Source organism: Brenneria izadpanahii (assembly GCF_017569925.1).
Classification (GTDB): Bacteria; Pseudomonadota; Gammaproteobacteria; order Enterobacterales; family Enterobacteriaceae; genus Brenneria; species Brenneria izadpanahii.
In genome coordinates, this window is the sequence record NZ_CP050854.1 from 4,623,940 (window position 1) to 4,650,108 (window position 26,169).

Annotated in this window: 26 protein-coding genes; 16 read left to right on the top strand and 10 right to left on the bottom strand. The window is 52.1% G+C overall.

Annotated elements, in window-relative coordinates; all coding sequences use genetic code 11:
- Window positions 1-35: 35 nt before the first annotated feature.
- The 3 genes from spy to rlmG form a co-directional block, all read right to left on the bottom strand.
- Window positions 36-524 (bottom strand): ATP-independent periplasmic protein-refolding chaperone Spy, encoded by a 489-nt coding sequence (spy, locus tag HC231_RS20650; RefSeq protein ID WP_208228548.1) that lies wholly within the window; start codon window positions 522-524, stop codon window positions 36-38.
- A 231-nt stretch (window positions 525-755) separates the two neighbouring features.
- Entirely contained in the window at window positions 756-1,052 is a 297-nt protein-coding gene (locus HC231_RS20655; protein WP_208228549.1) for an MbeD/MobD family mobilization/exclusion family protein, read from the bottom strand.
- 164 nt (window positions 1,053-1,216) lie between these two features.
- Window positions 1,217-2,356, bottom strand: a complete 1,140-nt coding sequence (gene rlmG, locus HC231_RS20660; RefSeq protein ID WP_208228550.1) for a 23S rRNA (guanine(1835)-N(2))-methyltransferase RlmG — start codon at window positions 2,354-2,356, stop codon at window positions 1,217-1,219.
- A gap of 182 nt (window positions 2,357-2,538) precedes the next feature.
- Between rlmG and HC231_RS20665 the strand changes: the two genes are divergently transcribed.
- The 3 genes from HC231_RS20665 to sstT all read left to right on the top strand — a co-directional run bounded on the left by HC231_RS20665 (window position 2,539) and on the right by sstT (window position 6,301).
- Window positions 2,539-3,537, top strand: coding sequence for a Gfo/Idh/MocA family protein (locus HC231_RS20665; protein ID WP_208228551.1), 999 nt, complete (start codon window positions 2,539-2,541; stop codon window positions 3,535-3,537).
- A gap of 327 nt (window positions 3,538-3,864) precedes the next feature.
- Window positions 3,865-4,818, top strand: a complete 954-nt coding sequence (locus HC231_RS20670) for a TerC family protein (protein ID WP_208228552.1) — start codon at window positions 3,865-3,867, stop codon at window positions 4,816-4,818.
- Window positions 4,819-5,053: 235 nt separating this feature from the next.
- The gene (gene sstT / locus HC231_RS20675; protein ID WP_208228553.1) at window positions 5,054-6,301 is read left to right on the top strand and encodes a serine/threonine transporter SstT; all 1,248 of its coding nucleotides are present in this window, start codon (window positions 5,054-5,056) and stop codon (window positions 6,299-6,301) included.
- A 98-nt stretch (window positions 6,302-6,399) separates the two neighbouring features.
- Here sstT and HC231_RS20680 read toward each other — a convergent pair whose 3' ends face one another.
- The 4 genes from HC231_RS20680 to uxaC form a co-directional block, all read right to left on the bottom strand.
- The gene (locus HC231_RS20680) at window positions 6,400-6,942 is read right to left on the bottom strand and encodes a YgjV family protein (protein ID WP_208228554.1); all 543 of its coding nucleotides are present in this window, start codon (window positions 6,940-6,942) and stop codon (window positions 6,400-6,402) included.
- 90 nt (window positions 6,943-7,032) lie between these two features.
- Window positions 7,033-8,523: a UxaA family hydrolase gene (locus tag HC231_RS20685; RefSeq protein ID WP_208228555.1), complete on the bottom strand. Its 1,491-nt coding sequence runs from the start codon at window positions 8,521-8,523 to the stop codon at window positions 7,033-7,035.
- Window positions 8,524-8,540: 17 nt separating this feature from the next.
- Window positions 8,541-9,992 carry a tagaturonate reductase gene (locus tag HC231_RS20690; RefSeq protein WP_208228556.1) on the bottom strand — a complete coding sequence of 484 codons (1,452 nt, stop codon included), beginning with the start codon at window positions 9,990-9,992 and terminating at the stop codon, window positions 8,541-8,543.
- Between the two features lie 122 nt (window positions 9,993-10,114).
- The gene (uxaC, locus tag HC231_RS20695; RefSeq protein WP_208228557.1) at window positions 10,115-11,524 is read right to left on the bottom strand and encodes a glucuronate isomerase; all 1,410 of its coding nucleotides are present in this window, start codon (window positions 11,522-11,524) and stop codon (window positions 10,115-10,117) included.
- Between the two features lie 400 nt (window positions 11,525-11,924).
- Between uxaC and HC231_RS20700 the strand changes: the two genes are divergently transcribed.
- The 10 genes from HC231_RS20700 (at window position 11,925) to HC231_RS20745 (ending at window position 19,319) form a co-directional block, all read left to right on the top strand.
- A complete protein-coding gene (locus HC231_RS20700) occupies window positions 11,925-13,226 on the top strand; it encodes an MFS transporter (protein WP_208228558.1) in 1,302 nt (433 codons plus the stop codon).
- A 409-nt stretch (window positions 13,227-13,635) separates the two neighbouring features.
- Window positions 13,636-14,412 carry a transcriptional regulator ExuR gene (gene exuR, locus HC231_RS20705; protein ID WP_208228559.1) on the top strand — a complete coding sequence of 259 codons (777 nt, stop codon included), beginning with the start codon at window positions 13,636-13,638 and terminating at the stop codon, window positions 14,410-14,412.
- A gap of 448 nt (window positions 14,413-14,860) precedes the next feature.
- On the top strand, window positions 14,861-15,535 hold the full coding sequence (locus tag HC231_RS20710; protein ID WP_208228560.1) for a DedA family protein: 675 nt from the start codon (window positions 14,861-14,863) through the stop codon (window positions 15,533-15,535).
- Between the two features lie 2 nt (window positions 15,536-15,537).
- On the top strand, window positions 15,538-15,918 hold the full coding sequence (mzrA, locus tag HC231_RS20715; RefSeq protein ID WP_208228561.1) for an EnvZ/OmpR regulon moderator MzrA: 381 nt from the start codon (window positions 15,538-15,540) through the stop codon (window positions 15,916-15,918).
- A 4-nt stretch (window positions 15,919-15,922) separates the two neighbouring features.
- A complete protein-coding gene (locus tag HC231_RS20720) occupies window positions 15,923-16,300 on the top strand; it encodes a DUF1090 domain-containing protein (RefSeq protein WP_208228562.1) in 378 nt (125 codons plus the stop codon).
- 275 nt (window positions 16,301-16,575) lie between these two features.
- The gene (locus HC231_RS20725; RefSeq protein ID WP_208228563.1) at window positions 16,576-16,881 is read left to right on the top strand and encodes an ElaB/YgaM/YqjD family protein; all 306 of its coding nucleotides are present in this window, start codon (window positions 16,576-16,578) and stop codon (window positions 16,879-16,881) included.
- Window positions 16,882-16,895: 14 nt separating this feature from the next.
- The gene (locus HC231_RS20730; protein WP_208228564.1) at window positions 16,896-17,291 is read left to right on the top strand and encodes a phage holin family protein; all 396 of its coding nucleotides are present in this window, start codon (window positions 16,896-16,898) and stop codon (window positions 17,289-17,291) included.
- Window positions 17,288-17,572, top strand: a complete 285-nt coding sequence (locus HC231_RS20735; RefSeq protein ID WP_208228565.1) for a YqjK-like family protein — start codon at window positions 17,288-17,290, stop codon at window positions 17,570-17,572. Before HC231_RS20730 ends, HC231_RS20735 begins: the two co-directional genes overlap by 4 nt.
- A gap of 259 nt (window positions 17,573-17,831) precedes the next feature.
- Window positions 17,832-18,227: a DoxX family protein gene (locus HC231_RS20740; protein ID WP_208231455.1), complete on the top strand. Its 396-nt coding sequence runs from the start codon at window positions 17,832-17,834 to the stop codon at window positions 18,225-18,227.
- A 99-nt stretch (window positions 18,228-18,326) separates the two neighbouring features.
- A complete protein-coding gene (locus HC231_RS20745) occupies window positions 18,327-19,319 on the top strand; it encodes a glutathione S-transferase family protein (protein ID WP_208228566.1) in 993 nt (330 codons plus the stop codon).
- Window positions 19,320-19,376: 57 nt separating this feature from the next.
- Here the strand turns inward: HC231_RS20745 and HC231_RS20750 are convergent, their stop codons facing one another.
- On the bottom strand, window positions 19,377-20,273 hold the full coding sequence (locus tag HC231_RS20750) for a LysR family transcriptional regulator (RefSeq protein WP_208228567.1): 897 nt from the start codon (window positions 20,271-20,273) through the stop codon (window positions 19,377-19,379).
- 122 nt (window positions 20,274-20,395) lie between these two features.
- Here HC231_RS20750 and HC231_RS20755 point away from each other — a divergent pair, with 122 nt between their 5' ends.
- Window positions 20,396-21,097 (top strand): pirin family protein, encoded by a 702-nt coding sequence (locus tag HC231_RS20755; protein WP_208228568.1) that lies wholly within the window; start codon window positions 20,396-20,398, stop codon window positions 21,095-21,097.
- 110 nt (window positions 21,098-21,207) lie between these two features.
- On the top strand, window positions 21,208-21,717 hold the full coding sequence (zur, locus tag HC231_RS20760; RefSeq protein ID WP_208231457.1) for a zinc uptake transcriptional repressor Zur: 510 nt from the start codon (window positions 21,208-21,210) through the stop codon (window positions 21,715-21,717).
- Between the two features lie 763 nt (window positions 21,718-22,480).
- Here the strand turns inward: zur and lexA are convergent.
- Together lexA and HC231_RS20770 are read right to left on the bottom strand one after the other, a co-directional pair.
- On the bottom strand, window positions 22,481-23,089 hold the full coding sequence (gene lexA / locus HC231_RS20765) for a transcriptional repressor LexA (RefSeq protein WP_208228569.1): 609 nt from the start codon (window positions 23,087-23,089) through the stop codon (window positions 22,481-22,483).
- A 108-nt stretch (window positions 23,090-23,197) separates the two neighbouring features.
- The gene (locus tag HC231_RS20770; RefSeq protein ID WP_208228570.1) at window positions 23,198-23,563 is read right to left on the bottom strand and encodes a diacylglycerol kinase; all 366 of its coding nucleotides are present in this window, start codon (window positions 23,561-23,563) and stop codon (window positions 23,198-23,200) included.
- A 127-nt stretch (window positions 23,564-23,690) separates the two neighbouring features.
- On the opposite strand from HC231_RS20770, the gene plsB reads away from it, so the two are divergent.
- Window positions 23,691-26,156, top strand: coding sequence for a glycerol-3-phosphate 1-O-acyltransferase PlsB (gene plsB, locus HC231_RS20775; RefSeq protein WP_208228571.1), 2,466 nt, complete (start codon window positions 23,691-23,693; stop codon window positions 26,154-26,156).
- Window positions 26,157-26,169: the final 13 nt, after the last annotated feature.

The following is a 26,169-nucleotide window of genomic DNA, read 5'->3' on the forward strand; positions in this document are numbered from 1 at the left end:
AGATAAATCCGGCGGTCTTAAGGGCGTGCTATCGCTTATTCAGCCGGTTTTGCTTTGTTGTCCGGTCTTGGCGGTTGAGTCAAACGTTTTTCAAAATTGTCGTTGTACTGCTTTTTCTGTTCGGCAGTCAGGATGTTATAAATCTTGTTCTGCGTTTCCAAACCATTCAGCCGCATTGCTTTACGGTCGGCATCAGCCTTATCTAACTGCGCCTGAGCTTTCGCGGCATCAAAACTGTCGGCTATCACCAGGTTATGCATTTCACGACGTTCGTCCTGCATTAATTTACGCATATTGTCATGGGATGCCTTTACGATCTCTTTTACTTGCTGTTTCTGAGCGTCCGTCAGATTCAGGTCTTTCAGCATCGTTTCATGATGCATACTGCGAGGACCGGGTCCGCCTTTACCATCTCTTGCCATTCTCACTTCCGGATGGCCTTTTTGCACATCATTAGCGTGAGCGATGCCCGCCGTCCCCAACGCCAATGAAGAGGCGATCAGAAGTGTGGTTAATTTACGCATAATTTATCCTTCTATTTGGGTTAACTCTCATGGACGACCATTGTCGTGCTGTCGGGAAGGAGTATAGGCCCGGCAGTTTCAGTTAATTAGAGCAAGGGTAAATATCTGCAAGTAATGTATTCACATTTCCGGCAAATATGGAGAATACGAAGAGAGTGTGTAAGGAAGCGGCAGAATTACGTTAAACCATACGCGACCTATCCGTCAGCGCGGATATGGCCGATAGAGAAATTAAGGCAGCGAGCGGAGAAACTCCGACGCATCTTTTGCCAACGCATCAATATGGGCGCTGATAATTTTGACTTTATGAAGCAGAGGGTTTCGTTCCGGCGAGCTGTCCATCGCGTTCAACTGGGCGACAAGCTGTTTAATCTGTTCGCCAAGCTGCGCTTCCCGCTGTTTGGCCTGCGACAGCTGCTGCTGGAGATGTTGATAATCCCGCTGCCAGATCTGCTGCTGTTGCTGAATAGTTCGTTCCAGTTCCTGAAACGCGCCATCCAGTCTTGTCTCCAATTCTTCAATCAACATAGAGATTCCTTCGGCCTGATTATGCGGCGAATTATAATGGCACTCTCTCCCGACAACAAACAATCCGGCCGGTCATTGCCATATGCCCGCTTTTTACGCGCCGCCCGCTGACGATGGCGATAACCGAAAGCGCGCCGGGCAGTCACGCCACCCGGCGCCCCGGCTTAGCGGCCTGCCGCCGTTTTCACCGCCCGCAGCACAACGAATTTTGCGTTGCTGGCGATGACCTCGCAATTACCGAACAGACGCTTCAATTTATGAAAGTAATCCAGATGGCGATTGCCCACGATTCGCAGTTCCCCGCCGATCTCAAGGCAACGGCGGGAATCGAGGAACATTTGCCAGGCAATGTTATCGGTAATGGCCTGCTGCTGATGGAACGGAGGATTACACAATACGGCCTGCAGGCTGTCGCGTCCTACGCCGGACAGACCATGATTAACGGCGAATCCACAGCGCGCCTTATCCTGGGGGCAGTTAACCTCGACATTCATCTGGCTGGAGGCTATCGCCATGTAGGACTCATCAAAAAAGCTGACGAGAGCGGCAGGGTTCGCCGCCAGCGCCGCCAGCCCGATAACCCCGTTGCCGCAGCCTAAATCGACGATTTTTCCGTCGATATCCTGCGGCAGATGCTGCATAAAGAAGCGTGCGCCGATATCCAATCCGCCGCGCGAAAAAACATTGGCGTAATTATGGATACGATAACCATATTCCTCCAGTTCCCAAACTGTAGTTGGCGACTGCTCACTTACTTTCAAATCCGCTACTTCACAATGGATCAGGCGCGCTTTTTTCCAGGCCAGCGACGTTTTGGTCGGCCCCAGGATACGTTCGAACAGTTGCAGCGTCGACGTATGAATATCCCTGGCTTTGGCGCCGGCGATAACACGCGTTTGCGGCGTAACCACCGTCCTCAGTCTACGCAGCTGATATTCCAACAGCGCCATGGTTTTCGGGATTTTAATAACCACTAATGCGGGCGCTTCGGGTAAGTCGGCCAGACTGTCCAGAAGCTCTACGGAGTCGGCGTCGAAGCCGTTCAACGCCAGATTATGCCGGGTGGCCAACTGGCTCATGTAAGAATCGCTGATGCTAACCGGCGACTGAGCCTGCAGCCCGCAGGCCAATGCCCCGAAGGCATCATTAAAAATCAGGCGCGGCCCTGGCGCGATCTCCAGCGATGAAAGCTCACGCAGCAAAAACTCATCCGCCGCTTCCCACGCCTGCAACGCGGTGTTATCTGCTACTTGAGGATAACGCACCAGTGTCAGATTACGCGTTTCCAGCTCGAGTTGGCTCATTGACCCCTCCTGAATCACAAAATTTGCGCTGTTTATCCCTTAAAATGACGCGTCAGTAAATGCTTTTCTCGGACAAACAGGCAAAAGGCATCGTGAATTGTACTTTAACAATAATGTTACCTTGCCATTTCGCCATGATAATCTGATATCCCTCATCAACGTCAGCAGGATACCAAACGCTTATGATTCGCTTCGCTATTGTGGGAACAAGTTGGATCACTCGCCAGTTTGTCGATGCCGCACACGAAACCGGAAAAATGAAGTTGACGGCCATCTATTCGCGCACGCCGGAAAAAGCCTTGCAATATCAGCTTGATTATATGGTCGATGCGCGATTTGACTCGCTCGACGAGATGGCGCAATCCGAGTTGATTGAGGCCGTTTACATCGCTAGCCCCAATTCACTGCACTGCGAACAGGCCTTGCTCTTTCTGAGCCATGGCAAACACGTTATCTGCGAGAAGCCACTGGCTTCCACCCAGTATGAGGTTGAGCAGATGATCGCCTGCGCCAAAGCGCATCGGGTCGTCCTGTTCGAAGCCTTCAAGACCGCCAGCCTGCCCAATTTCAACGTCGTAAGGCAGGCGCTGCCCAAGATCGGTAAGTTGCGTAAGGTGCTGCTGAATTATTGTCAGTATTCTTCACGCTATCCGAAATATCTGGCGGGAGAAAATCCCAATACCTTCAATCCGGCGTTTTCGAACGGCTCGGTAATGGATATCGGCTACTATTGCATCGCCTTCGCCGCGGCGATATGGGGAACGCCAGGTACGGTACAGGCCAGCGCAACGCTGCTGGATAGCGGCGTCGACGCCCACGGCTGCGTCCTCATGAAGTATGATGATTTTGATGTCACCATCATCCACTCCAAAGTCAGCGACTCCGACGTCGCCAGTGAAATTCAGGGCGAAGAGGGTTCTCTGGTCATTGAAAAGCTGTCTGAATGTCAAAAGGTTACGTTTGCGCCACGTAATGGCAAACCCTTGGATCTTAGCCGGCCGCAGCATATCAATAGTATGCTGTATGAGGCGGAAACCTTTGCCGACCTGGTGGAAAACAATGTATTGGATCATGCGGAACTGGAGCGCTCACGTGCCGTGGCGGGCCTGTTAACGGAAATCCGCCGCCAAACCGGCGTACTTTTCCCCGCGGATGCCGTGACGCCGGGCGACTCAGGCTAGGCGTTTTTTCGCCGGCGCGACGATATTTATTTGACCCGGATCATATTTTCACCTATCTTCTGACCAGCAAAGGGGAGTAACTTTTCCGCCGGTTAATCGTCATTACGATGCGATACCCAATCATTTCAACAGACAGCCAATACGTCTGCGGTTTGAAAGACAAAGGGTAAAAAATGCATCCGGTTACCGGGCAACCTTAATCAGATTACTGCATTAATGTTGTAAGTGAGACCTTGCCGGAAGGCGAGGTGCACTTGCAGCTATAATGATAAGCGGCCAGCGTCTTCCGATGTTGGCCGTTTTTCTTTTCGTTTAAGGATATTTGCTATGCACACCATTGGCACGCCGTGGTTATGGGGCAGCTTTGCCGTCATTGTTGTCGTTATGCTGGCCATCGACCTGCTCTATCAAGGGCGCAAAGGTTCGACGGTAATGACATTCAAGCAGGCCGCCGTCTGGTCGATTGTCTGGGTAACGCTTTCTTTACTGTTTAACGCAGGTTTCTGGTGGTATCTGGACGGCACGCTGGGGCGGGAAGTGGCCAATGCTCAGTCGCTAGCGTTCCTGACCGGCTATCTGATTGAAAAAGCGCTCGCCGTCGATAACGTATTCGTCTGGCTGATGCTGTTCAGCTATTTCTCCGTGCCGCCGCAATATCAGCGCCGGGTTCTGGTTTACGGCGTATTAGGCGCAATCATCCTGAGAACGCTTATGGTGTTCGGCGGCAGTTGGCTGGTAACGCAATTCCAATGGCTGTTGTACGTATTCGGCGCCTTCCTGTTATTTACCGGCATTAAAATGGCGTTGGCGAAGGAAGATGGCGACGACATCGGCAACAAACCGATGGTACGTTGGCTGCGCGGACATTTGCGCATGACCGACAGCATTGAAAACGACAAATTCTTTGTCCGCCGCAGCGGGTTGTTGTATGTCACACCGCTGTTTTTGGTGTTGATACTGGTGGAGATCAGCGACGTGATCTTTGCCGTTGACAGTATCCCGGCCATTTTCGCCGTAACGACCGATCCCTTTATCGTATTAACCTCCAACCTGTTCGCCATTTTGGGCCTGCGCGCCATGTACTTCCTGCTGGCCGGCGTGGCGGAACGTTTCTCTCTGCTGAAATACGGACTGGCGGTCATCCTGATCTTCATCGGCGTCAAAATGATGCTGATCGATATATTCCATATTCCCATCGCCGTTTCGTTGGGGGTTGTCGCCGGCATTCTGGTTATTACCATGCTGATTAACGTGTGGGTCAACCGCCGCGCGGCGCAATAACCGCTCCGCTTCCTCAATTGCCGTACAGCGCTCTCTGTGCGGCAATCGCCAAAAAAACCGACGCAGGGCAGAAAAAATACCGCTGCCTCTTCTCCTTGTATCATTTTTTCATATACTGACACGCGCAAACATACTTAGTTACGGAATAGAAAGAAATCCGGCGCGACTGCCGCCCAGGATTTCGCCTCTGTAAAAACACCATCACACCAAAGGAAACGGCCTTGCCGTCAATACTATGGAAAATAAACAGTCACGTTTTTTGCAGTACATTACGCGCGGTAGTCTAGTGCAACAGATACTTTTCGGACTGGTCGCCGGGATTATTCTGGCCTCTGTATCAACCAAAGCCGCCATTGCCGCCGGCTTGCTAGGCTCGCTGTTCGTTGGCGCGCTGAAGGCCGTTGCGCCGCTGTTAGTGTTAGTGCTGGTCATGGCATCCATCGCCAACCATCAGCAAGGGCAGAAAACCAATATTCGCCCGGTATTGGTGCTTTACCTGATCGGAACCTTCTCGGCCGCGCTGATCGCCGTGGTACTGAGCGCCCTATTCCCCTCAACTCTGGTGCTCAACGCGCAGGCTGAGGACATCACGCCGCCATCAGGCATCGTGGAAGTGCTGGAAGGGCTGTTGATGAGTATCATCGCCAATCCCATCCACGCGCTGCTGAACGCAAACTACATCGGTATTCTGGTGTGGGCGGTTGGATTAGGCATCGCATTCCGTCATAGCTCGCAGAGCACCAAAACCTTGATTAGCGATGCCTCCAACGCGGTGACCGTTATCGTCCGCGTCGTTATTCGGTTCGCGCCGCTGGGGATTTTCGGTCTGGTGGCGTCAACGTTGGCCGAAGCCGGTTTTGACGCGCTGTGGGGTTATGCGCATCTTCTTATGGTGTTAATCGGCGGAATGCTGATGGTGGCGTTGGGGATTAATCCGCTGATCGTTTACTGGAAAACCCGCAGAAACCCTTATCCGCTGGTATTCCGTTGCCTGCGCGAAAGCGGCGTCACCGCCTTTTTCACCCGCAGCTCCGCCGCCAATATTCCCGTGAATATGGAACTGTGCCGTAAGCTGAATCTGGATGAAGACACCTATTCTGTCGCCATCCCGCTGGGCGCCACCATCAACATGGCGGGCGCCGCCATTACCATCACCGTGCTAACGCTGGCGGCGGTCCACACGCTGGGCATTCAGGTCGATCTGCCTACCGCGCTATTGCTCAGCGTTGTGGCGTCAATTTGCGCCTGCGGCGCGTCTGGCGTCGCAGGCGGATCGCTGCTGCTGATCCCTCTGGCTTGCAGCATGTTTGGTATTTCAAATGATATCGCCATGCAGGTCGTCGCCGTTGGCTTCATTATCGGCGTCTTGCAGGATTCGGCGGAAACGGCGGTCAATTCTTCAACGGACGTGATCTTTATCGCCGCCGTATGCCAGGCGGAAGAGGCAAAGCTGGCGAAACGGGAACGGCTGAGCACCATGTAATGGATGCCGGGAATAGCCATTATTAGCGGCGGCTATTCCCGCATTTTACGCGTAAACGCGATGCAGGCCGCGGGCAAATACGGAAAAAACGTTTTTCGCTAGGCTTTACCGGCCTCTTTCCTCTCCACCTTAAACGGATCGATACCGCGTTTCTGCATCCGCCAGAAGCGAATAATAGTAAATCCGTTCATCAGCAGAAAGCAGCCTTCAATCATCGAGCCGCCAATCGAGCCCAGCCAGATATTATGTATGACCCAGCACGCGGTCGAACACCATATCACGCAGCGCGTGGTTAAACCGGATGTACGAAACAGCGCCCAGGTACTGGCGACCGTACCCAATACCGGCAGAAGCTCCATCGCATGCCGTATACCGCTCAAACCGAAGGCCAGCGTCAGAGCAATAAACACAAACATTACGGCGATATTGTGCGTTTTAAGCGATATCACGGTACGCACGGAGTTCAGCGCCGCGCTAGCCCCCGCCGCATTCGCCCCCATCAGGAAAAAGTGACAGCTGATAACCGCGCTGTAGACCGAAAGCTGTATTTTGAATTTCTGGTCATTACGGTTAAAAAACATGGTAATACCGACCAGAAAGGCCAATATTCCCACCGACTGGGCAATCCAATAATGTGTCATGATCCCTGCCTAATAGAAGACGACTGCGCAAAAGCAAAACGGCGCCACATGAATGAAACGCCGTTTTATTTTAATCGTGATGCAACAGGTTTACAACGTCACGCCGCTCTTAAAGATCGCCAGTTCCCGGAAATCATTGATTTCATTTTTGGCCCGCTTGCCATTGGCTATCTCGACGATAAGATCGACAAACTGCATCAGCAGCGCATCCATCGTCATACCATGGATCAAACGGCCGGCATCAAAATCGATCCAGTGCGGTTTCTTCTTCGCCAGTTCACTGTTGGTGGCCAGCTTCACCGTCGGAACAAAACCGCCATAAGGCGTACCCCGCCCGGTACTGAACAGCACCATATGACACCCGGCTCCCGCCAGCGCGCTGGTCGCCACCGCATCATTACCCGGCGCGCTAAGAAGATTAAGGCCCGACGCGCGTAAACGCTCCCCATATTTCAGCACGTCAACCACTTTACTCTGACCCGCTTTCTGAGTACAACCGAGAGATTTCTCCTCCAGCGTGGTAATACCACCCGCCTTATTGCCCGGCGATGGATTTTCATAAATCGGCTGCTCATGAGCGATAAAATACTGTTTAAAGTCATTAACCATATGGACCGTTTTTTCAAACGTGGCCTCATCACGGCAACGGCTCATCAGGATACGCTCTGCGCCAAACATTTCCGGGACTTCCGTCAGCACCGTGGTGCCGCCGTTGGCGATCAAATAATCCGAGAAACGCCCCAGCAGCGGGTTAGCCGTAATCCCCGACAGCCCGTCGGAGCCGCCGCACTCCAGACCGAACTTGAGTTCACTGAGTTTGCCGGGTACACGCTTGTCGTGACGCATGGTCTGATAAAGCGCATGCAGACGCTCCAGCCCGGCTTCCACTTCATCATCCTGCTGCTGGCAGATCATAAAATCGACCCGCTGCGCGTCATATTCGCCCAACGTAGAACAGAAGGCATCGACCTGGTTATTCTCACACCCCAGGCCGATCACCAATACCGCCCCCGCATTCGGGTGGCGCACCATGTTCTGCAGCATGGTGCGGGTGTTTTCATGATCCTGCCCCAGTTGAGAGCAGCCGAACGGATGGCTAAACAGATAAACGCCGTCAATACCCTCCGCATCGTGCGTTTCTTTCAGAAAACGCTGTTGGATCTGACGGGCAATGCCGTTAACACAGCCCACCGTCGGCAGGATCCATAACTCGTTGCGGATACCGACATCTCCGTTCTTACGGCGATAAATCCGCACCTCCCGATCTTTCATTTGCGGCGGCAGGTTGATGAACTCCGGCTGATATTGATACTCATCCAGATCGCTCAGGTTGGTCTTGGCATTCTGGGAATGAATATGCTCGCCGGGCGCAATCGCCGCCAGAGCGTGGCCGATCGGCAGGCCGTATTTGGTAATCATCTCTCCGGGAGCGATGGCTTCCAGCGCAAACTTATGTCCGCGCGCCACATTCTGCCGCAGCGTCACCACATCGTTACCCACGGAAACCGTTTCGCCTTGTTCCAAATCGCGCAGCGCCACGGCCACATTGTCCAGTGAGTGAATTTTTATCGTGCTTTGCATGGATAAACCTTTTGCTATTAGCAATAGCGAGCCACCGCAGAGCGCATGCCGCTCTCAACGATAGTTTGCAACTGTTGTGTCACCTGTGACGCCAGCCCCGCAACCTGCGTCAGATCCTGCCCCCAGTGCTCGGCATCGCCGAGTACGGCGTCGACCAACTCGGCCAGACCGACGCGTTTTTGCGTAACTTCGGTCCATAAAGCGGAATAGCGCTCCAGCCAGCGGGCGTCGTCCTGCAACGGATAGCTTTCGCCATTGCGCACGCCGCGGTAAAAGGCGATTAGCGCCGCCAGCGCGAACGTCAAACGGGCCGGAAGCTCACCCCGGCGTTCACGATATGCCAGCAGCTGCGGCAATATCCGGGTGCGGAATTTTGTCATGCCATTCAAAGCGATAGACAATAATTGGTGTTGAATGAAGGGATTACGGAAACGGCTTAACACGGCCTGAGCAAACGACATCAGCTCATCGTGCGGCAAATCAAGAACCGGCACGATCTCCTCGGCGATGGTTTTTTCCACAAATGCGCCAATCCGGGCATCATTCATCGCTTCCCCGACGGTATTCAACCCGGCCAGCCAGGCCACCGGCACCAGCGCCGTATGCGCGCCATTCAGAATGGCGACTTTGCGTTCCTTATAGGGTTTGATGTCATCAACGATGCGAACATTGAGAGCCAGCTTGTCCAGGCGTAATTCCTGCGCCAGCCATTGCGGCCCTTGAATCACAAACAGATAGAAATATTCGGCGGTATCCAGAAACGTATCGGCGTAACCTAACTCCTGTTGCAAGCTGTCGACCTCAGCGCGCGGATAACCGGTAACGATCCTGTCCACCAGCGTGGAGCAGAACGTATTATGTTCATCCAGCCAGTCGGCAAACGCCGGCGTCAGTTGCCACTGTGCGGCATAACGCAGCACTAGTTCCTTCAACGCCGCGCCGTTGTAGTCAATCAGCTCGCAGGGCAGCAATATCCAGCCTTTATCCGCAGCCCCGTCGAAATAGCAAAAACGCTCATACAGCAGACGAGTCAGCTTGGCCGGGAAACTGGCGGGCGGAGTATCGGTCAGACGATCGTCCGCGTGATAGCTGATACCCGCCTCGGTGGTATTGGAAAAAACGAAACGGATATTCGGATCGTGGGCCAACGACAAATATTCATCAAACTGACGGTAGACATTGATCTCACGGTTAACGGAGCGGATCAGTCGCGTTTCACGTACGGCTTCCCCTTGCTCGTTCAGGCCACGCACGATGGTGGTGTACAAACCATCCTGGGTATCCAGAGCCGGAGGGAAATCCGTATCTATCGGACGAACCACAACGATCCCCGCATCCAAATCGGTATGTTCATTGAGCAAATCCAGTTGCCAGTCGATAAAGGCGCGCAGAAAATTACCCTCACCAAACTGGATAATGCGATCTGGATGCCGGCGGCCGGGAAAATTACCACGATTTAACGTTTGCATTAATTTAAGTTACCTCAGGACAGGACGCACATGCAGGGCACCGGCTGATTCAACACCGCGATCATCCTTGCCCAAAATTACAATGGCGGGCGGAGCGCCATACCGCCTCCGCCCGCAACGGCTTACAGTTCAATGGCGAAGTAATTTTTAGCGTTATCAAAACAGATGTTCTTCACCATTTCGCCCAGCAGCGGAAGATCGGCCGGCGCTTCTCCGTCTTCAACCCAGCGCCCGATCATCTGGCACAGAATGCGGCGGAAATACTCGTGACGGGTATAAGAAAGGAAGCTGCGGCTGTCGGTCAGCATCCCCACAAAGCGGCTCAGCAAACCAAGCTGCGCAAGCTGGGTCATCTGACGCTGCATACCGTCTTTCTGATCGTTGAACCACCAGCCGGAACCAAACTGCATCTTGCCTGGCGTACCTTCGCCCTGGAAGTTGCCCACCATAGTGCCGATTACCTCGTTATCGCGTGGGTTCAGGCAATAGAGGATGGTTTTCGGCAGATGATTGTCTTTTGCCTGCGCATCCAGCAGGCGGGAAAGCGGCTGGGCCAGCGGCTGATCGTTAATCGAGTCGAAGCCGGTATCCGGTCCGATAAGTTTCAACTGGCGGCTGTTATTATTACGCAATGCGCCGATGTGGTACTGCTGCACCCATTCGCGACGGTGGTATTCACTGCCAAGGAATAACAGAACGGCGGTTTTAAACTGCGCCGCTTCTTCCGGAGTCGCTTTTTCGCCGCTCAAGCGACGGGACAGGATCGCATCCAGCGTGGCGTCATCCGCTTCGCCATAGACCACTACGTCCAGCGCATGGTCGGAAACTTTGCAACCGTGCGCGGCAAAGTGGTCCATACGTTTTGTCAGCGCATCGCGCAGATCGCTGAAACGGGTAATTGAGGTATCGGATGCCGCTTCCAGACGGCGCATATAATCAACAAATCCTTCCGCTTCAATATTGAACGCTTTGTCCGGCCGCCAGCTCGGCAAAACCTTAATCGAGAAGCTGCCGTCCTGCGCGATGGATTTATGATGACGCAGGTCGTCGATCGGATCGTCGGTGGTTCCCACCATTTTCACGTTCATTTGCTGCATGATGCCGCGAGCGGTGAATTCATCACGCTCCAGCAAAGCATTGCCGCGCTGCCAAATATCTTTCGCCGTTGACGGCGATAGCAGCGTGCCGGTGATGCCGAACGGACGGCGCAGTTCCAAATGCGTCCAGTGATACAGCGGGTTGCCGATAGTATGAGGAACGGTGGCCGCCCAGGCTTCGAATTTTTCCCAGTCGCTGGCGTCCCCGGTACAAAAACGCTCAGGCACGCCGTTGGCCCGCATCGCACGCCATTTGTAATGGTCGCCTTTCAACCAGATGTCATACAGATTTTTGAACCGGTAGTTTTCCGCTATCTGCTCCGGCGGTAAATGGCAGTGATAGTCAAAGATAGGCTGGCTAACGGCATAGTCATAATACAATCGACGGGCAAATGCGCTATCCAACAAAAAATCTTCACTGAGAAACTGAGGCATAGTTTTCTTCCTTACCGTGCGTCTTGTGCACTAAATAGGCTGACCGTTTAAAGATATCACACCAATTATGTTCGATATTGCATATAAATTGTGAGGGCATGATCGCAAAAATCTAACAAACGGCACATTATCACTGCACCTCTATCATATCTCCGCATCAGTTCCTCCTTTCAAAGCCGATTTTACTATTCCACGTGAAAATTATGGTTTTGTGATGTCACTCAACCTTTAAAGTTGTATGACAAATTATTGTAGCGCTGCCTTAAGCAGGGATTCAATCTCTATCGCATCAAGAGCGTGTCTTTCCTGACAAGTACAAAAAATAGGCGTGTTTTGCCTGCACCGTGACGCCGTTTGGCGTGGCATCGCAGTACTTTTATTCACTCGGAGAGAAATTGAAATGCGCAAAATTAAAGGATTACGCTGGTATATGATCGGACTGGTGACCATCGGCACCGTGCTGGGATATCTGACGCGTAATGCAATCGCGGTCGCCGCGCCAACCTTACAAGACCAATTGCATATCACGACACAGCAGTACTCCTACATTATCGCTGCTTATTCAGCGTGTTATACCATCATGCAGCCCATTGCCGGCTATGTGCTGGATCTGCTCGGCACAAAAATCGGCTATGCCGTGTTTGCCATCATGTGGGCTCTGTTTTGTATGGGAACCGCGTTAGCCAACAGCTGGGGAGGACTGGCAATCGCCCGCGGCGCAGTCGGGATGGCGGAAGCCGCCATGATCCCCGCAGGTTTGAAGGCCAGCAGCGAGTGGTTCCCCGCCAAAGAGCGTTCCGTCGCCGTCGGTTACTTTAACGTCGGCTCCTCTATCGGCGCGATGGTCGCCCCGCCGCTGGTCGTGTGGGCCATCATGCTGCATAGCTGGGAACTGGCGTTCATTATTACCGGCGCGCTGAGTCTGATTTGGGCGATCTGCTGGCTGATTTTCTATAAGCATCCGAAAGAACAGAAAAAACTCAGCGATGAGGAACGCGATTACATCCTCAGCGGACAGGAAGCCCACCATCAAACCAATAATGCGAAGAAAATGTCCGCCTGGCAGATTTTGCGCAACCGCCAATTCTGGGGAATTGCATTGCCGCGCTTCCTGGCTGAACCGGCATGGGGAACGTTCAATGCCTGGATCCCGCTGTTTATGTTTAAAGCCTATGGCTTCAACCTGAAAGAAATCGCCATGTTCGCCTGGATGCCGATGCTGTTTGCCGATTTGGGCTGCGTTCTTGGCGGCTATCTGCCGATGCTGTTCCAGAAATACTTTAAAGTTAATCTGATCGTTTCCCGCAAGCTGGTGGTTACCATGGGGGCGGTGTTGATGATTGGCCCCGGCATGATCGGCCTGTTTACCAGTCCGTACGCCGCCATAGCCTTGCTGTGCGTTGGCGGGTTTGCCCATCAGGCGCTGTCCGGCGCGCTGATTACGCTCTCTTCCGATGTTTTCGGGCGCAATGAAGTCGCCACGGCCAACGGTTTAACCGGCATGGCGGCCTGGATGGCGAGCACCCTGTTTGCGCTGGTGGTCGGGGCATTGGCCGATACGCTGGGCTTCAGCCCGCTGTTTGCCGCCCTGGCCGTGTTCGATCTGTTAGGCGCCCTCGTTATCTGGACGGTATTGCAAAACCGCCCCGCCATAGAAGTCCTAACGGAGCCAAAGGTGTTAAAAGAAGCGCAGCAACACTGATTATTTGAGTTTGACGGTAAAATTTTCGCCATTGTTGCCGTCAGCAACCCGCCCGTCCTCCCCCTCGTCAGGGGGAGGAGACGACCCATTAAAAAACGTCGGTCCTTGTCATGGACAACAAATTGCCAGATCTGTGTTTCGCTTCCCGATGAAAAAAAGATCTGGGGCGGGATTGGATGCAAAAGGTTTGTCAGCAGCCTGATTTCCTGCCTTTACCCTCGATCGGGCGTCATTCAATACCGGATCGGCGCCCTCCCCGCAAAATGTTATCGCTGCGAATAACTGTGACCCCGACATTGGTTGCTGTTACCATTAAGTGGTATAACAAATCATCATCTGAAAATTTATAAGATAGGAATTTAGGCCCTGACATAGTACACGGACCGTCATCTATCTAAGAGCAGGCATCATGGAATTCACAGAACCCCGACGTCTATACCGGCAACTGGCCGCGGAATTAAAGCAGCGAATTGAAAGCGGCGTTTATCAGGTTGGCGAAAAATTGCCCGCGGAGCGCTATATTTCTGAAGAAATGAACGTCAGCCGCACCGTAGTGCGCGAAGCGATCATTATGCTGGAGGTGGAAGGATATGTTGAAGTCCGCAAAGGCTCTGGCATTCACGTCATTTCCAACCAACAGAAAAACCTGCTAACCAATAACGGCGACGTCGAGTTCGTCACCGCCGGCCCGTTTGAACTTCTTCAAGCGCGTCAACTAATTGAAAGCAATATTGCCGAATTCGCCGCGACGCAGGTTACCCGGCAGGATATCGTGCAACTGATGGAAATTCAGGAACACGCCCGCCAGGAAGATCGCTCCCGCGATTCACCGTGGGATCTGAAATTTCATGTACAGGTGGCCTTATCCACGCAAAATTCGGCGATGGCGACCATCGTCGAAAAAATGTGGAGCCAGCGCGTACACAATCCATACTGGCGTAAACTGCACGAACATATTGACGATAAATCCATCGAAAGTTGGTATGAGGAACACGATGAGATCCTTAAAGCGCTGATTCGCAAAGATCCCTATGCGGCTAAACTCGCCATGTGGCAGCATCTGGAGAACACAAAGCAAATGCTGTTCCGCGCCACCACCGACGATTTCGAATTTAATGTCGATCGCTATATGTTTGCGGAAAATCCGGTCGTCCACTTGGATCAGATCAGCGGCAACAAACCCTGACGCCGCTCCCACTATTGCCCTCTGGCCCGGAGGCGAGGGCAAAAGGTCAAAAAGCGTCGATTTCTGTCAGAGAGTGTAAAATATGGCGGAAACACCGATATTTCATCGATAACATGCCTTAAATCAACCCGCTTGTGTGATATTTTCCTGTCTCAACAACATCGGTTTTGTTACAGTTAGAAGGTCTTTTTTACGTTTAATTCGTGGCTTGGGGGTTAAAACGCGTCAATGGCTGATTTGGATATCAACCTAATATTCAGATGACGTGAGCAAAAATAAGAATCCGTCCAGACCCCGTATTATCATTGGTGCAATCCAGCGAATAAACTTTAAAGCAACCGTGTTGGAGCGTGCCATTTAATAAATTGAGTTTACCCTTATATATCATGCCCGGGAGCGTTCGCGTCGCCGCAGGTTAATGTTATGCCGCAGTATTAGGAAATGTCGGATGGATATTATTAAAGAACTGTTAAATGCGCTTTGGCTTCAAGATTTCGATGTCCTAGCCGACCCTAAACTGGTATGGACCATCTACATTTTACTGTTTTTAATTCTTTTTTTGGAAAATGGCCTATTACCGGCCGCTTTCTTACCCGGCGACAGCTTACTCATCCTGGTTGGCGTTCTGGTTGCCAAAGGCACCATGAACTTCCCCTTTACCATTGTCTTGCTGACAACGGCGGCCAGTCTGGGATGTTGGGTCAGCTATATTCAGGGGAAATGGCTAGGTAATACGCGCGTAGTGCAGAGCTGGCTGTCGCATTTACCTGCGCACTATCACCAACGGGCGCACCAGCTTTTCCATCGTCACGGTCTTTCCGCGCTATTAGTCGGGCGCTTTCTGGCATTTGTACGCACGCTGTTGCCGACGATTGCAGGTTTGTCTGGCTTAAACAACGCCCGTTTTCAGTTCTTTAACTGGATGAGCGCGCTATTGTGGGTATTGATTCTGGTGTCCGTCGGTTTTGCATTGGGAAAAACGCCCGTCTTTCGCAAATATGAAGATGAGTTGATGTTTTTCCTGATGATGCTGCCGCTGGCGCTGCTGTTTATCGGCCTGTTTGGATCCCTATTCGTACTTTGGCGTAAAAAGCGTACCGCTAACGCGGAAAAAGGAAATTAACGGTGTTCATTCGCTGGCTTTACAACAAAAAATCATGGCGAATCTTGCTGTTGGCCGCATTGCCGCTCCTTGCGTTGATGCTATCCTCTCATCGTTCTCAGGATGAGGCCATGTTGCACATCCAACCGCTTTACCAAGGCGCGGCGCTGCCTGACGGCTTCTATATTTATCAGCGGTTAAATGAACGCGGCATCGCGATAAAAAGCATTACGCCGGCCAAAGACAGCCTGATCGTCCGTCTGGTGTCGCCGTCGCAGAGCGTCGAAGCCAGAGATGTGTTGCGCGTCTCCTTGCCTAAAGCGAACATCACGACGCAGCAAACCGCCCAACCCACCCCTTTCTGGCAACAAAAGCTGACGCAAAAACAGTCAAAATTAGGATAACAAATTGAAAATACATCATTTAATAGCCGCTATCGTATTGGTGTTCTCCGGCAATACTCTGGCGCAGACCGCCAATACGCAAGAGAGTTGTTTACAAAAAGAGCAGGAAATTCAACGTCAGATCCAACATGCCCGCCAAAACGGCAATCAGCATCGCGTCGCAGGATTAGAAAAAGCGCTGGATGGGGTAAAATCACATTGTACCGACGAAAAGCTGGCCGCCGATCGTCAGGACAAAATTGCGGATAAACGAGCGGAAGTAGCTGAACGGCAGCGCGAGCTGAATGAAAGCAAGCAAGAGGGCGATGCGCAAAAAATTCTTAAAAGAGAGAAAAAGCTGGCTGAAGCCGAGCAGGAATTACAGGCGTTGCAAAATAAGTAAATAGATCAAGGGCCGCGATATAAATTATTTGCCTGCTAAAAACCGTTCAACCTATAGCTCAATATAAATAATCGCCCCCCATCGGCTTAAGCGCGCCGCCGGAATTATTTATTTCGCCAAATGATTCCGGCGCCAAAGCGGCCCGGCCTTGACCCGCCCGCAACATCTGAAAATATACAATAAGTTATAAGAATTATCCGCCCCGGTTAACAAGCAGAAATCGAAAATTAGTCTATAGTTGATACTCTAGGCTTATAACATAAAGGTTATCTAACATGGCTAAAGATCAGAGTTCTGAGGTTTTACGCGCTGAATTAAAATCACTGGCGGACACATTGGAAGAAGTAATCAGTGGCTCCAGCGATAAATCCAAAGCGGAATTGGATAAACTACGCAGTAAAGCGGAAGCGGCCTTGAAAGAAACACGCTCTCGTCTGAGTGAGACCGGCGAGCGCATTGCCAGCCATACTCGTGAAGCGGTGGGATGTGCGGATGACTACGTCCGTGAAAATCCGTGGACTGGCGTAGGTATTGGCGCAGCGATTGGCGTTGTGCTTGGCGTTCTGCTTTCCCGTCGTTAATTACTCTGACAATTATGACTGATCAACAACGACACGGCCCCGCTAGCGGGGCCATAGCTTCAGTGCAACGTATCATCACCATTCTTGTCAGTATGGTTGAAACGCGCGTCCGTCTGGCGGTTATCGAGCTGGAGGAAGAAAAGGCCAACCTGATTCAGTTGATTATCATGGTCGGGCTAACGCTGCTTTTCGCCACCTTTGGTTTAATGAGCCTGATTGCATTGATTATTTGGGGTGTCGAACCGCAATATCGTTTATTTGCACTGGGTTGCATTACCGCCACCTTGCTGGGGTTATCCGTTATTATCGGCATATGGACCTTGCTGAAGGTTCGGCGCTCAACGCTACTCAAGTCAACCCGCAAAGAGTTGGAAACCGATCGCGCACTGCTGGAGGATGAATCAAAATGAGTCCTCAACAGCGCGATAAAGAAAAAATCCGGCTTCTACGTAAAATCCAGCAGCAGAGGCTGGATTTATCAGCGAATAAAAAATACCTGCTGGAATCAACCGCCCCTTACGATCGCTACTGGCACAACCTGCTGCAATGGCGAAAATATTGGGTTGTTGGCTCCGGCCTTATCGCCATCTATGGCATACGCCATCCAAGCAAGCTAATCCGCTGGGGCCGCCGCGCGGTTGGTCTATGGGGAACGCTGCGCTTTTTTCGCAAAACTTTATCCAACCGCTAGCCTTTCCCGCCGTCATACACCTTGCTTGCCCTATGCCCGCTTTGCTCATCTGGCGCATGCGCCGCTTGTACCCGGCGAATTGATGCCGTTTAAACATCAATTTTTCTGAATTAAACCGACAATTATACTCGCTGTTACCTTCTGTCATCTCTCTATAGTATCGGCTCCATAACCTGACGGCAGGGCATATTTCCAGTAAGTACCTGCTACTAACACGTTTATGGCGATGATGCCTTTGAAGAAAAATATTGGAGAGATGATGAAAAATTTAGAAAGCACTGCCCTGTTGGTTGCCCGCATTTTAATGCCCATTCTCTTTATCGTGGCGGGTTATGGAAAGCTGGGCGATGCCTACGCCGGAACCCAGCAATACATGCAGTCGATGGGCGTTCCGGCTTTCCTGTTGCCGCTGACGATTCTATTAGAACTGGGTGGCGGTCTGGCAATTCTGTTCGGCCTGTTAACGCGAACGGTGGCGCTGTTCACCGCCGGCTTCACCATCTTGACGGCCCTGATTTTCCATACCAATTTTGCTGAAGGCGTAAACCAGGTCATGTTTATGAAAAACCTGACTATCGCGGGCGGTTATATACTATTAGCAGTAACCGGTCCCGGCGCATTCAGCCTTGACCGTATCCTGAATAAAAAGTGGTAAGGAGAGCCATTTCCCTGCCAACCCACTAAACAAAACGGCGACAAGCGCAACCCTGCGATCTTGTCGTCGTTGCGCATAGTTTACTTAACGGGAGGATCTATGGGACAACTGGTTGATGGCGTATGGCACGATACCTGGTATGAAACCAAATCTACCGGCGGCCGTTTTAAGCGTTCAGAATCACATTTTCGCCACTGGATCACGCCGAACGGCGAGCCCGGCATTACCGGCGACGGCGGGTTTCCGGCGGAATCCGGGCGTTATCATCTGTATGTTTCCCTCGCCTGCCCCTGGGCGCACCGTACTCTGCTGATGCGCAAGCTGAAAGGACTGGAGACGCACATCGCCATTTCCGTGGTACATCCGTTGATGCTGGACCACGGCTGGACATTTGCAACCGATTTCCAGGACACCACCGGCGATTCGTTATACCAGCATGAATTTCTCTATCAGCTTTATCTGCACGCCGATCCCCACTACAGCGGACGAGTCACCGTGCCGGTGCTGTGGGACACCGAAAAACATACGATAGTCAGCAATGAGTCGGCCGATATCATCCGAATGTTTAACAGCGCCTTTGACGATATCGGCGCTAAACCCGGCGATTACTACCCGCAGGATCTGCGCGCTCAGATTGATGAACTGAACGGCTGGATCTATGACAAGCTCAACAACGGCGTCTACAAAGCCGGTTTTGCCACCAGTCAGCCGGCTTATGATGAAGCGGCGACAGAGGTGTTTGCCGCCTTATCCAGGTTGGAATCGATTCTTGGACAACAACGTTACCTGACCGGCGATCGTCTGACGGAAGCGGATATCCGGCTGTGGACGACGCTGATACGCTTTGATCCGGTCTATCATACCCATTTCAAGTGCGATAAATACCGCCTAAGCGATTACCCGAATCTGTATGGCTTTTTACGCGATATTTACCAGATGCCCGGCATCGCCGACACCGTCAATATGGCGCATATCCGGCACCACTATTACCGCAGTCACAGCACCATCAATCCACACGGTGTGATTTCATTGGGGCCGGAGCAGGATCTGAACAGCCCTCACGGGCGCGACAAGCAGTTCACCGGCAAATAAAACCGGGGGAAAGACACATACCCTACCGTGTCTTTCCCCGGTTAGCGGCGAAAAGACTCAGGCATGGTTCAATAATTTCGGTATTTCTCGTAAAAACCAGGACTTAGCCTCACCCATGCTGTCACGCCGCCAGGCCATGATAATCTCGCTTTCCATAGAATATTCCGGGCTGACCACCCGCAACCGCCCTTCGGCGATATCCTCGGCGACCATGGGATAAGGCATTGTCGCCACTCCCAGCCCGGCCAGTAATGCCCGCCGTTTATCATCAATAGAACTGACGGTCAGCCGCTGCTGTTTATCCAGCAGCTGTACGGTCAGCACCGGGCGTTCACGCGCCGTATCCGCAACGGCGATACCGCGGTATTTCACCCGGGTGACTTCGGAAAGCGGTTCAGGCTCCTGATGTATCGGATGGTCGGGGCTGGCGACATAAATATTTTTCAACGTATAGAGCTTGCGGGTGTTCACCTCGGAAGAGGCGCGAAAATGCATATCCGGCGCAATGACGATATCGGCCCGTCCTTGTTCCAAGCGCTCCCATGCTCCCGCCAGCACTTCCGTCAGTATCGAAACCTGCGTATTGGCCTTCAGCGATAATTTATCCAATAGCGGGAATAGCTTCTCAGTGGGAATAAGCGCTTCAACCACGATCGTCAAATGCGTTTCCCACCCGCGGGCCAGCGCCTCGGCGTCCGTGGTGAGCTTATCGGCCGCTTCCAGCAGTATCCGCCCACGATCCAACAACATACGACCGACATTAGTAAATTTAGTGCGGTGTCCTGAACGATCGAACAATACCACATCCAACTCTTCTTCCAGTTTTTGCATGGTGTAACTGAGCGCCGAGGGTACGCGGCCCAACTCATCAGCCGCCGCGGCAAAACTTCCCCGGCGATCGATCGCATCCATAACCCTTAAAGCTTCCAGCGTCAATGCTCGTTCTTTTGACATGTTCTACTCATTCAGGAATTTTGAATATACTCACCAGATTAACTAGCTAACAATCCACCGTCCACACAATTACTATGTGTTTCATACCATTTGTTTAAGAAATTTTGTCCGAGTCTCATACCATGATCATAAAAAGAGCAGCAGAGCAATGCGGTCAAGCTGACTATGGCTGGTTGCAGGCGCGTTATACCTTCTCTTTCGGCCATTACTTCGATCCGCAACTGCTGGGCTATGCCTCGCTGCGAGTGCTGAATCAGGAAGTGCTGACGCCAGGGGCATCGTTCCAACCCCGCACTTATCCGCGCGTCGATATTTTAAACATCATCCTGCAAGGCGAAGCGGAATACCACGACAGCCACGGCCACCACATTCATGCCAAAACCGGCGACGTCTTGCTGCTGGCGACCCAGCCCAGCGTCAGCTACAGCGAACACAATACCAGCGCCAGTAAACCGCTGACGCGGATGCAGCTATGGCTCGATGCCTGCCCGACGCGGGAAAACACGCCGCTGCAGCGATTGACGCTGAATAAAACCGGCAACCGCCTATTGGCCTCTCCCGAAGGGGAGGACGGCAGTTTGCAACTCCGTCAGCAGGTGTGGATTCACCACCTTGAGCTGCAGGACAATGAGCGGAAAAACATTAAGCTGAACGGCAATCGAGCCTATCTTCAGTCAATCCACGGCTCGGCCACTATCAGCAGTCAGCAACACGGCGGCGATACGCTGTATTGCGGCGACGGCGCGTTCATTCAGCAGGAAGACGAATTAACCATCCAGGCTGAAACGCCGCTACGCGCTTTGCTAATTGATTTGGTCGCTTAACTTTTCCCCGCGTACATCCGCCTGCCGACGCTCGGCGTCACTGATTCTACGTTTTCCCTCAGCCGTGGTAAGATGTCTGTCTCTTTCTTTTGCGTCGAGGTTAAATGACAATGGATTCAACCAATCAGGACAAACTACTTGCCCAGGCTGAACAGATTTGTCAGCACCGTGGCGTACGCCTGACAACGCAACGGCAGGAAGTTCTGCGGCTGATGGCTCAACAGACCGGCGCCATCAGCGCATACGACCTGCTCGATCTATTACGGGTATCTGAACCTCAGGCGAAACCGCCGACGGTGTACCGCGCGTTGGATTTCCTGCTGGAGCAGGGATTTATCCATCGGGTGGAATCAACCAACAGCTATGTGCTTTGCCACCACATCGAGGATCACAGCCATACTTCGGCGCTGTTTATCTGCGATCGTTGCGGCCAGGTCACCGAACGTCAAACAGAAGGTGTGGAAGAGACGCTGCGTCAGTTAGCCCAACAGGCGGGATTCACCCTGCGTCACAGCATTATTGAGGCTCACGGATTTTGCGAGGACTGCCAGGAAGTGGCATCCTGCAAACAACCCGACCACTGCGATCACGACCATACCATTCCCATTAAAAAACGCTGACGCAATTTAAGATAAGGATGGGATGGGAACATCCGTTGTTCCCGGTTATACCGCTGAAACCGGAGTTTTGCAGTCAGAAAGAAAATAAACCGCTCGTCTCTTTCCAAACCTGCATGACTGTCATCGCCACAAGAATACGGCAAATGGTTAACACCTCGACACAGGAACCCATTATCCGAACTTGCGCGTGTCAGCGTTACCGATTAGCAGCCGTCGTTATCTTGCTTGCCCATACCTTACTTCTACTTCTTCTTTTTTAGCCGGTTATTTTGACGATCACCGCATATCAAGGGGTTCATCGCCGTCCGGCCGCTCATCATCCCACGAAAGCGCCATTCGCCCGCCCGTTCGGGCGTTCCCTCTGTTTTTAGTTTCTACTCTGACTCGCGCTTTATTCATAGCAAATATCGCCATATAAAGTGAATTATCGCACTATCGGCAAAAACCGCTAATAAAATAAAAAAATATCAACGTGAAAAACAAACTTACCTTAATATTCACGGCGGAAAATAGTTTCACTTTAATATTTAAATATACATTCAAGCGCCATCATTAATAATTCAATTGAGAAATATAATATTTAGAATTTAATGGAAAAAGCAGGAATGGCGCCACAAATCGGATAGAGGGAAATGCAACAAAATGCATCAATGATATCCGACACGAATGAAAGAGATAATCAATATCGCCCCAAATATGAGGCGAATATTAAACCCGAATAACCGCTTAGCCAGATGGACGCCAGGCTTTCAACGCGCCGACATCAACTCCAGTCGCCGTTGCGAATAACGCCGACGGCCAGTCCCTCAATAGAGAAACTCTGTTGACGCAGATCGACGACAATAGGCGCGAACTCTTCATTTTCAGCCAGAAGATGAACGGTGTTACCCTGTTTTTTCAATCGCTTGACTGTTACTTCATCTTCGATGCGGGCCACTACGACCTGCCCGTTATGCACATCCTGCGTTTTATGCACAGCCAGTAAATCGCCATCCATAATACCAATGTCTTTCATCGACATCCCGCTAACGCGCAACAGGAAATCGGCGCTGGGTTTGAACATTGACGGATCGACCTGATAATGACATTCAATATGCTGCTGAGCTAAAAGCGGTTCGCCTGCCGCTACGCGGCCAATCAACGGAATGCCAGCCTCTTCTTCCATCAACAGACGAATACCGCGCGATGCGCCGGAAACAATTTCAATCACGCCTTTACGCGCCAACGCCTTCAAATGCTCTTCCGCGGCATTCGGTGAACGGAACCCCAGCTGTTGGGCAATTTCCGCCCGCGTTGGCGGCATACCGGTTTGCGCTAGATGATCGCGGATCAGGTCGTAAACCTGCTGCTGCCTGGCTGTTAATGCTTTCATTCCGCCCCCTGGTTGTTTATACAGTTTTGCTGTGAGTATATACAGCTAATTGCCAATTGGGAACCAGGATGTGAGTAAACCGCGGTTTTTATTAATTTCTGGAAGCCTTCACGCAAAATACTGCCAGAGAATGCTGCCCCAGACGACGGCCGCCAGCAAAATAGCGACGAACACCGCCGCCGAACCAATGTCCTTTGCGCGGCCGGATAATTCATGATGTTCAAGACCGACACGATCGACTATCGCTTCAATCGCGCTGTTTACCAGTTCAAATAGCATGATCAACACGATTGCCCCGATAAGCAGCAATTTTTCCACTAAGGTTACAGGTAACAGATAGGCGATGATCGCCCCAATAACGGTCAGCAGAATTTCCTGGCGGAATGCCGCTTCATGTCGCCATGCCTGCTTCAACCCCTGAAGGGAATACCCAGTTGCTTTGATTATCCGGGCTATCCCCGTTGCTTTCTTCATCTATCCTCCATTATTTATCAGCGCTCGCTCACGTTTTAACGCATTTCCGTTGTCTTATCACAACAGATCTCCAGCGCAGTTTCTGGTATCCTTGCGACGCATTGCTAACAAGAGGCTTCAAGTTGTTATGTCAGGTTGGCGTAAAATTTATTATAAACTACTGAATTTTCCACTCAAACTGTTAGTGAAAAGTAAGGTCATCCCCATAGACCCCGTAGCTGAGTTGGGGTTGGATCCCTCACGTCCGATCCTCTATGTGCTGCCTTACAATTCTCAGGCGGATTTACTGACGCTAAGGGCGAAATGCCAGGCGTTAGGTCTTCCCGATCCTCTCCAGCCGATCGATATCGGCGGAGCGCAACTACCCAGTCACGTTTTCATTAACGACGGTCCGCGGGTTTTTCGCTATTACGTACCCAAACAGGAATCGGTAAAGCTGTTTCACGACTATCTGGATCTGCACCAAAGCAATCCCGAGCTGGACGTGCAGATGGTGCCGGTATCCGTCATGTTTGGCCGCGCTCCTGGCCGCGAGGGACAAAATCAGGCAACGCCGCATCTGCGCCTGCTCAACGGCATTGAGAAATTTTTTGCCGTACTGTGGTTGGGTCGAGACAGTTTCGTCCGTTTTTCCAGCCCGGTGTCATTACGCTATATGGCGACCGAACACGGTACCGACAAAACCATCGCGCACAAACTCGCCCGCGTCGCCCGCATGCACTTTGCTCGCCAGCGCCTGGCGGCGGTCGGCCCGCGTCTTCCGGTACGCCAGGAGTTGTTTAATAAACTGCTTAACTCCAAAGCGATCAAAAAAGCCGTTGATGACGAAGCGCGCAGCAAAAAGCTCTCCCATGAAAGAGCGCAGCAAAATGCCATTGCTTTGATGGAAGAAATTGCCGCCGATTTCTCTTATGAAGCCATTCGCTTATCGGATCGCGTATTAGGCTGGACTTGGAACCGTCTCTATCAGGGGATCAACGTTCACAACGCCGAGCGCGTGCGGCAACTGGCGCAGGACGGGCATGAGATAGTCTACGTGCCCTGCCACCGCAGCCACATGGATTACCTGCTGTTGTCCTACGTACTCTATCACCAGGGATTGGTTCCTCCGCACATTGCGGCCGGGATCAACCTGAATTTCTGGCCGGCCGGCCCGATCTTCCGCCGGCTGGGGGCATTCTTCATCCGCCGTACGTTTAAGGGCAACAAGCTGTATTCCACCATTTTCCGCGAATATTTGGGCGAACTGTTTACCCGCGGCTACTCCGTCGAATACTTTATGGAAGGCGGACGTTCGCGCACCGGACGTTTGCTGGAACCGAAAACCGGCACCCTGGCCATGACGATTCAGGCCATGTTGCGCGGCGGTACGCGCCCCATAACCCTGGTGCCGATCTACGTGGGTTATGAGCACGTAATGGAAGTTGGAACCTATGCGAAAGAGCTTCGCGGCGCGACGAAAGAGAAAGAAGGCTTTATGCAGATGGTGCGCGGCTTGCGCAAGCTGCGTAATCTTGGACAAGGTTATGTGAATTTCGGCGATCCGTTGCCGTTAACCGCCTATCTGAATCAGCATGTGCCGCAATGGCGCGATGCCATTGATCCGATTGAAGCGCAGCGGCCAAGCTGGCTAACGCCAACAGTTCAGAATGTCGCGATGGATATCATGACGCGCATCAACAACGCCGCCGCGGCGAATGCCATGAACCTCTGCTCCACCGCATTACTGGCTTCGCGTCAGCGCGCGCTAACCAGAGAGCAGATGCATGAACAGTTGGATTGCTACCTGCAACTCCTACGCAATGTTCCTTATCATAAAGACATCACGGCGCCTGAAAAAACGCCCGCCGAGTTGCTGGAACATGCGTTGAGCATGGATAAATTCGAGGTCGAAAAAGACAGTATCGGCGATATCATCATCCTGCCGCGGGAGCAGGCGGTGCTGATGACCTATTACCGTAATAATATCCAACATCTGCTGATCCTGCCGTCGCTGATCGCCAGTATGGCGATCCATCACCGCCATATAACCATGACCGAGTTGATCCGCCAGATTACGCTGATCTATCCCCTGCTCCAGGCGGAACTGTTCCTGCATTACAGCAAAGAGGAACTGCCGGCGGTGTTATCCGCTTTGACGGAGGAACTGACGCGGCAACAGCTGCTGTCCGTCAAAGAAGAGGCGCTGTTTATCAATCCGGCGCGTATCCGTACGCTACAGCTCTTGGCGGCGGGAGTGCGCGAAACGCTGCAGCGTTATGCCATCACGCTGTCATTGCTGGGGGCAAACCCTGGCATCAATCGTGGAACGCTGGAAAAAGAGAGCCGGAATATGGCGCAACGGCTGTCGGTTCTGCATGGCATTAATGCGCCGGAGTTCTTCGACAAAGCGGTGTTCTCTACGCTGGTCGCCACCTTGCGCAGCGAAGGTTACATCTCTGACAGCAGCGAAGCGCCTCAAAGCGATATTCTGGAGATATACAACACGCTGGGCAATTTGATCACCCCGGAGGTCAGACTGACGATTGAAAGCGCCAGTTCGCCCGCTGAAGCGGAAAGCCCGAAAACCGAGCCCATTCCTCATCAGGAGTAAACTCCGAAAAGAA

Excerpts from the sequence above, each read along its gene's own strand:
- spy (WP_208228548.1), bottom strand. The coding sequence starts at position 524 with ATGCGTAAATTAACCACACTTCTGATCGCCTCTTCATTGGCGTTGGGG.
- HC231_RS20655 (WP_208228549.1), bottom strand. The coding sequence starts at position 1,052 with ATGTTGATTGAAGAATTGGAGACAAGACTGGATGGCGCGTTTCAGGAA.
- rlmG (WP_208228550.1), bottom strand. The coding sequence starts at position 2,356 with ATGAGCCAACTCGAGCTGGAAACGCGTAATCTGACACTGGTGCGTTAT.
- HC231_RS20665 (WP_208228551.1), top strand. The coding sequence starts at position 2,539 with ATGATTCGCTTCGCTATTGTGGGAACAAGTTGGATCACTCGCCAGTTT.
- HC231_RS20670 (WP_208228552.1), top strand. The coding sequence starts at position 3,865 with ATGCACACCATTGGCACGCCGTGGTTATGGGGCAGCTTTGCCGTCATT.
- sstT (WP_208228553.1), top strand. The coding sequence starts at position 5,054 with ATGGAAAATAAACAGTCACGTTTTTTGCAGTACATTACGCGCGGTAGT.
- HC231_RS20680 (WP_208228554.1), bottom strand. The coding sequence starts at position 6,942 with ATGACACATTATTGGATTGCCCAGTCGGTGGGAATATTGGCCTTTCTG.
- HC231_RS20685 (WP_208228555.1), bottom strand. The coding sequence starts at position 8,523 with ATGCAAAGCACGATAAAAATTCACTCACTGGACAATGTGGCCGTGGCG.
- HC231_RS20690 (WP_208228556.1), bottom strand. The coding sequence starts at position 9,992 with ATGCAAACGTTAAATCGTGGTAATTTTCCCGGCCGCCGGCATCCAGAT.
- uxaC (WP_208228557.1), bottom strand. The coding sequence starts at position 11,524 with ATGCCTCAGTTTCTCAGTGAAGATTTTTTGTTGGATAGCGCATTTGCC.
- HC231_RS20700 (WP_208228558.1), top strand. The coding sequence starts at position 11,925 with ATGCGCAAAATTAAAGGATTACGCTGGTATATGATCGGACTGGTGACC.
- exuR (WP_208228559.1), top strand. The coding sequence starts at position 13,636 with ATGGAATTCACAGAACCCCGACGTCTATACCGGCAACTGGCCGCGGAA.
- HC231_RS20710 (WP_208228560.1), top strand. The coding sequence starts at position 14,861 with ATGGATATTATTAAAGAACTGTTAAATGCGCTTTGGCTTCAAGATTTC.
- HC231_RS20725 (WP_208228563.1), top strand. The coding sequence starts at position 16,576 with ATGGCTAAAGATCAGAGTTCTGAGGTTTTACGCGCTGAATTAAAATCA.
- HC231_RS20730 (WP_208228564.1), top strand. The coding sequence starts at position 16,896 with ATGACTGATCAACAACGACACGGCCCCGCTAGCGGGGCCATAGCTTCA.
- HC231_RS20735 (WP_208228565.1), top strand. The coding sequence starts at position 17,288 with ATGAGTCCTCAACAGCGCGATAAAGAAAAAATCCGGCTTCTACGTAAA.
- HC231_RS20740 (WP_208231455.1), top strand. The coding sequence starts at position 17,832 with ATGAAAAATTTAGAAAGCACTGCCCTGTTGGTTGCCCGCATTTTAATG.
- HC231_RS20745 (WP_208228566.1), top strand. The coding sequence starts at position 18,327 with ATGGGACAACTGGTTGATGGCGTATGGCACGATACCTGGTATGAAACC.
- HC231_RS20750 (WP_208228567.1), bottom strand. The coding sequence starts at position 20,273 with ATGTCAAAAGAACGAGCATTGACGCTGGAAGCTTTAAGGGTTATGGAT.
- HC231_RS20755 (WP_208228568.1), top strand. The coding sequence starts at position 20,396 with ATGATCATAAAAAGAGCAGCAGAGCAATGCGGTCAAGCTGACTATGGC.
- zur (WP_208231457.1), top strand. The coding sequence starts at position 21,208 with ATGGATTCAACCAATCAGGACAAACTACTTGCCCAGGCTGAACAGATT.
- lexA (WP_208228569.1), bottom strand. The coding sequence starts at position 23,089 with ATGAAAGCATTAACAGCCAGGCAGCAGCAGGTTTACGACCTGATCCGC.
- HC231_RS20770 (WP_208228570.1), bottom strand. The coding sequence starts at position 23,563 with ATGAAGAAAGCAACGGGGATAGCCCGGATAATCAAAGCAACTGGGTAT.
- plsB (WP_208228571.1), top strand. The coding sequence starts at position 23,691 with ATGTCAGGTTGGCGTAAAATTTATTATAAACTACTGAATTTTCCACTC.